Consider the following 3858-nt stretch of genomic DNA (forward strand, 5'->3'; position numbering starts at 1 on the left):
CTCGACGAACTGTCAAACGATCCGACCTATCAGGAAGATGTTGCTTATCAAATTCCCGGAACGGAATATCCACTGGATATAGAAAACAATAATGGAGATCCTACGGTTATGATTTACTCGGCCGCAGACGGAAACTGCATCATGGACAACCTTCCGAAGAGAAGTATCAAATGCTTGTCGATGCCTGCGAGGCGTGGTGGAACAGACAATTCGCAGAGGAGCAAATCCGAATCCGGAAAGAGTCTGCCCAATGAATACCCGGAACAAACCCGATCTGCATTGCGGACACCGACCTGATGTCCGCAGAAATACAATAACTCAAACCAAGAACATTTTAATGAACGAAACCATGAATTTACACGAATATTACCGTAACCATAAGGACGCGATCAACGCGTCGATTATGGATATTGCCTGCGATCTGGCCGTCGGACGGCTGCTGAACGCACACGGTGCACCTTTCGAAACATTCGTCGAAGCCGATGACCCCGACGATCCCGACGGCGGAACCCATTACAAGGAGGAATATCAAAAGGAATACGATACGTATTACGATAAGGAGTACGCCCGTGTCGCAAAGCTGATGAAATTCGACTATTGCCAAGAGGACGGAGTCGCGGCTTCGCCTGAAGATACGAACACCTAAACCATATACTTATATGATCGATATTCCTTTGTCCCTGCGCGTTCCACCGCAGGGACGCTATAACCGCGGTATTTATACCTGTTATGAATGTGGTTTCGAACCGCCGCACTATAACGTAGTGCCCTGTATGCTGGGCCTTGCCGAGACCTCTGCCGGTACGATGGTCGTCTGGGAATGTCCCCGATGCGGTCAGAAATGGATGTTTCATTATCGGGCCCAAAATTCCCGTGAGGCTCACGATTACGCTGCCCAACTTCTCGCTTACCGCAATGGCGATCCCGATTGGCGTATGACGCTGAATCCCGACTGGATTGCGGTGCCGCGGCAGAAAAAAGAGTAACCCTAAAACCTGATCCAATGAAAATCTTTGAAAGAATCACAAAACGCTATGCGCTTCAGAATTACTATCTGCGGCGCAATTTCTATTGGCCGGATACGCTGCCGGAGATTCTCGATTATTGGCAGCAGCACAATGACCTGCCATTCCTCTACGGCGGCGATAACTGGCCGTATGATGCAATGTGCGAGCGGCAGCGCCGCAAGGGCGTCTATGCTTCGCAATACCTGACACCCGACCGCACGGCCTGCCAGATGGCGGCACTGGCCGTGCGATATTTCGACAATGACAGCCGTATCGTGGACGCCTGCTGCGGCACGGGGCAACTTACGCGCGCCCTGCTCCTCGAGGGCGTGCATCCGTCGGCGCTCCTCGGCTTCGATGCCGATGCGGAGCTGGTTGATCTATACGAACGCCTCTATCCCGAAACTGCTGCGCTGCGGATGCAATTTCATGAGATCGACTTCCGCTGCGAGAACGTCATTGCCAATCCGCCGTTCGAGATTGTGGAGTGTGTCTACTTCCTGCAATGGCTCTCCCGCACGCAACGCTCGGGCGATCGTGCCGTGCTGCTTCTGCCGTACGGCTTTATCGACAAGCAGCGTCCCAAAGCCGTACAGGAGACGATGCGGCACTTTATCATCCACCACCGGACACCCATGCAGGAGCCGTTCGCACGCACTGCCTGCCGTGCGGAGATCGTCGTAGTGGAACGGGCGTAGTGCATTCCGACGCGGGGAGAACCCCGCGTCAATGTTAAAATTTTATGTCATGAAACGAACTGAAGTGGTAAACATTCGTTATGCAGCATGCGATGTTTACATCGGCCGTGCCGGCCGTGGTGAAGACGGTTATTTCAGGAATCCTTTTCGGCTGCTGCCAGGCATGAGCCGCGGTGCTACTTTGGACCGCTACCGCAGTTATTTTTACGGACGCCTGCGTACCGATCCTGAGTTTCGTCAGCGTATCCATGCTTTGAAAGGCAAACGCTTGGGATGCTTCTGTAAGCCTTATTCATGTCATAGGGATATTATCAAAGAATATCTCAATACCTTGGACGATGAATAAAGGTCGTATGCCCGGCGGCATTGCTATTCCGGGATTTTTTCCGTAATTTTACTGGGTATTCAGTATCGTCCGTTTTATGAACGAACACCCGGCAACTCTTCTGCGCTGTGTCGTGGAACGTATCACCTATCAGAATCCCGAGAACGGATACTCGGTGCTGAAGGTCAAGGTGAAGGGCTATAACGACCTTGTCACGCTCGTGGGTAACCTGCTGGAGGTTCCCGTGGGCAGCGTCCTTCTGTGCCGCGGCGAATGGAAGGTGGACAAACGCTACGGCAGCCAGTTCGTCGCCGCGACATGGGAGGAGACGATGCCCGCCACGGTGTACGGGATCGAAAAATACCTCGGCAGCGGATTGGTCAAGGGCATCGGCCCCCGGTTCGCCCGGGCTATCGTCCAGCGATTCGGAACGGAGACCATCGACATCATCGAGACGGAGATCGAACGGCTTTACGAAGTTCCGAACATCGGACGTAAGCGTGTAGCGAAGATCCGCGAGAGTTGGGAGAAGCAGAAAGACATCAAAAATGTCATGCTTTTTCTGCAGGGCTACGGCGTGAGCACGGCCTATGCGGCCAAAATCTACCGGGAATACGGCAAGGAGAGTATTGACAAGGTGCGGGAGAATCCCTACCGCCTTGCCGACGATATCTGGGGCATCGGCTTCAAGACCGCCGACGGCATCGCCGCAAAGATGGGCTATGAGAAAGAGGACCCGCGACGGTGCCGGAGCGGCATCCTCTATACGCTGGGACAACTTTCGGACGAAGGACATGTCTACGCCGGGGAGGAACAGCTGGTAAAGACTGCGGGGCAGCTTCTTGAAGCGGGCGAAACGGCTATCCGTGACACCCTTGCAGGGATGCTTCAGGCCGAAGACCTTATTCTCGACAAGGATGCCATTTACCTTCCTCCGTTCTACCATGCCGAGTGCGGTACGTCGCGTCGCCTGAGAGATTTGGCAGAGAGTACGGGCCGTTCGTTGTTCGACGGGCTTTTCGATCCGTCGTCCCTCACCGCGGAAACCGGCATCGAATACGACGAAGTTCAGCTTGCGGCTATCCGGCAGGCCGTCACGTCCAAAGTCATGGTGTTGACCGGCGGCCCCGGTACGGGTAAGACGACTACGACGCAGGGAATTATCGCGGCCTTGAAAAAAGCCGGCCTGCGCGTGCTGCTGGCGGCACCGACGGGACGTGCTGCCAAGCGTATGAGCGAGGCGACGGGCATGGAGGCCAAGACCATCCACCGGCTGTTGGAGTACAACCCGCAGGACGGCTACAAGCGCAACGACGAGAACCCGCTGGAAGGCGACGCGCTGATCGTGGACGAGTGTTCTATGATCGACATCCTTTTGATGAACAACCTGCTGAAAGCCGTTCCCGTGGGGATGCGGCTGGTGTTCGTCGGCGACATCGACCAGCTGCCGAGCGTCGGGGCGGGAAACGTCCTGCGCGATGTCATCGACTCGCAGCGTATCCCCGTCGTGCGGCTCGTGCGCATCTTCCGGCAGGCGCAGAAGAGCCGTATCGTGATGAACGCCCACACCATCAACCAGGGACGCTTCCCCGATACGAGCAACGGCCGCGACACCGACTTTTTCTTCATGCGGGAGGACGACCCCGAACGGGCCGCCGAAACCATCGTCCGGCTGGTGAAGGAGCGCCTGCCCCGCGCCTACCGGGAAAGTCCGGACCGTATTCAAGTACTTACGCCGATGCAGCGGGGCGTCGTGGGCGCCGCGAACCTGAACCTGCTGTTGCAGCAGGCATTGAATCCTTCGGGGCCGAGCCTCGGCCGCGGAGGC

General features: G+C 55.9%; 5 protein-coding genes and 1 pseudogene. All 6 read left to right on the plus strand.

What is annotated here, in order from left to right; genetic code table 11:
* Positions 1-297: hypothetical protein (locus ACESTR_RS15595; protein ID WP_373179415.1), on the plus strand; the 297-nt coding region annotated here is incomplete at its 5' end.
* A gap of 52 nt (positions 298-349) precedes the next feature.
* Positions 350-646, plus strand: a complete 297-nt coding sequence (locus ACESTR_RS15600) for a hypothetical protein (RefSeq protein ID WP_026318695.1) — start codon at positions 350-352, stop codon at positions 644-646.
* A 13-nt stretch (positions 647-659) separates the two neighbouring features.
* Complete coding sequence (locus ACESTR_RS15605; protein WP_278752648.1) at positions 660-986, plus strand: hypothetical protein; 327 nt, start codon at positions 660-662, stop codon at positions 984-986.
* A gap of 17 nt (positions 987-1003) precedes the next feature.
* Positions 1004-1705, plus strand: coding sequence for a methyltransferase domain-containing protein (locus ACESTR_RS15610; protein ID WP_141417855.1), 702 nt, complete (start codon positions 1004-1006; stop codon positions 1703-1705).
* A 49-nt stretch (positions 1706-1754) separates the two neighbouring features.
* Positions 1755-2039: pseudogene (locus ACESTR_RS15615) on the plus strand (DUF4326 domain-containing protein); the annotation flags it as partial.
* Between the two features lie 88 nt (positions 2040-2127).
* Positions 2128-3858 (plus strand): AAA family ATPase (locus ACESTR_RS15620; protein ID WP_373179416.1); only part of this gene is annotated, 1731 nt, incomplete at its 3' end.

Origin of the sequence: Alistipes sp. DJF_B185 (assembly GCF_964250025.1) — a bacterium.
Classification (GTDB): domain Bacteria; phylum Bacteroidota; class Bacteroidia; order Bacteroidales; family Rikenellaceae; genus Alistipes; species Alistipes finegoldii.

What these genes read in the sequence shown, in the direction of transcription:
- ACESTR_RS15600 (WP_026318695.1), top strand. Translation starts at nt 350, where the DNA reads ATGAATTTACACGAATATTACCGTAACCATAAGGACGCGATCAACGCG.
- ACESTR_RS15605 (WP_278752648.1), top strand. Translation starts at nt 660, where the DNA reads ATGATCGATATTCCTTTGTCCCTGCGCGTTCCACCGCAGGGACGCTAT.
- ACESTR_RS15610 (WP_141417855.1), top strand. Translation starts at nt 1,004, where the DNA reads ATGAAAATCTTTGAAAGAATCACAAAACGCTATGCGCTTCAGAATTAC.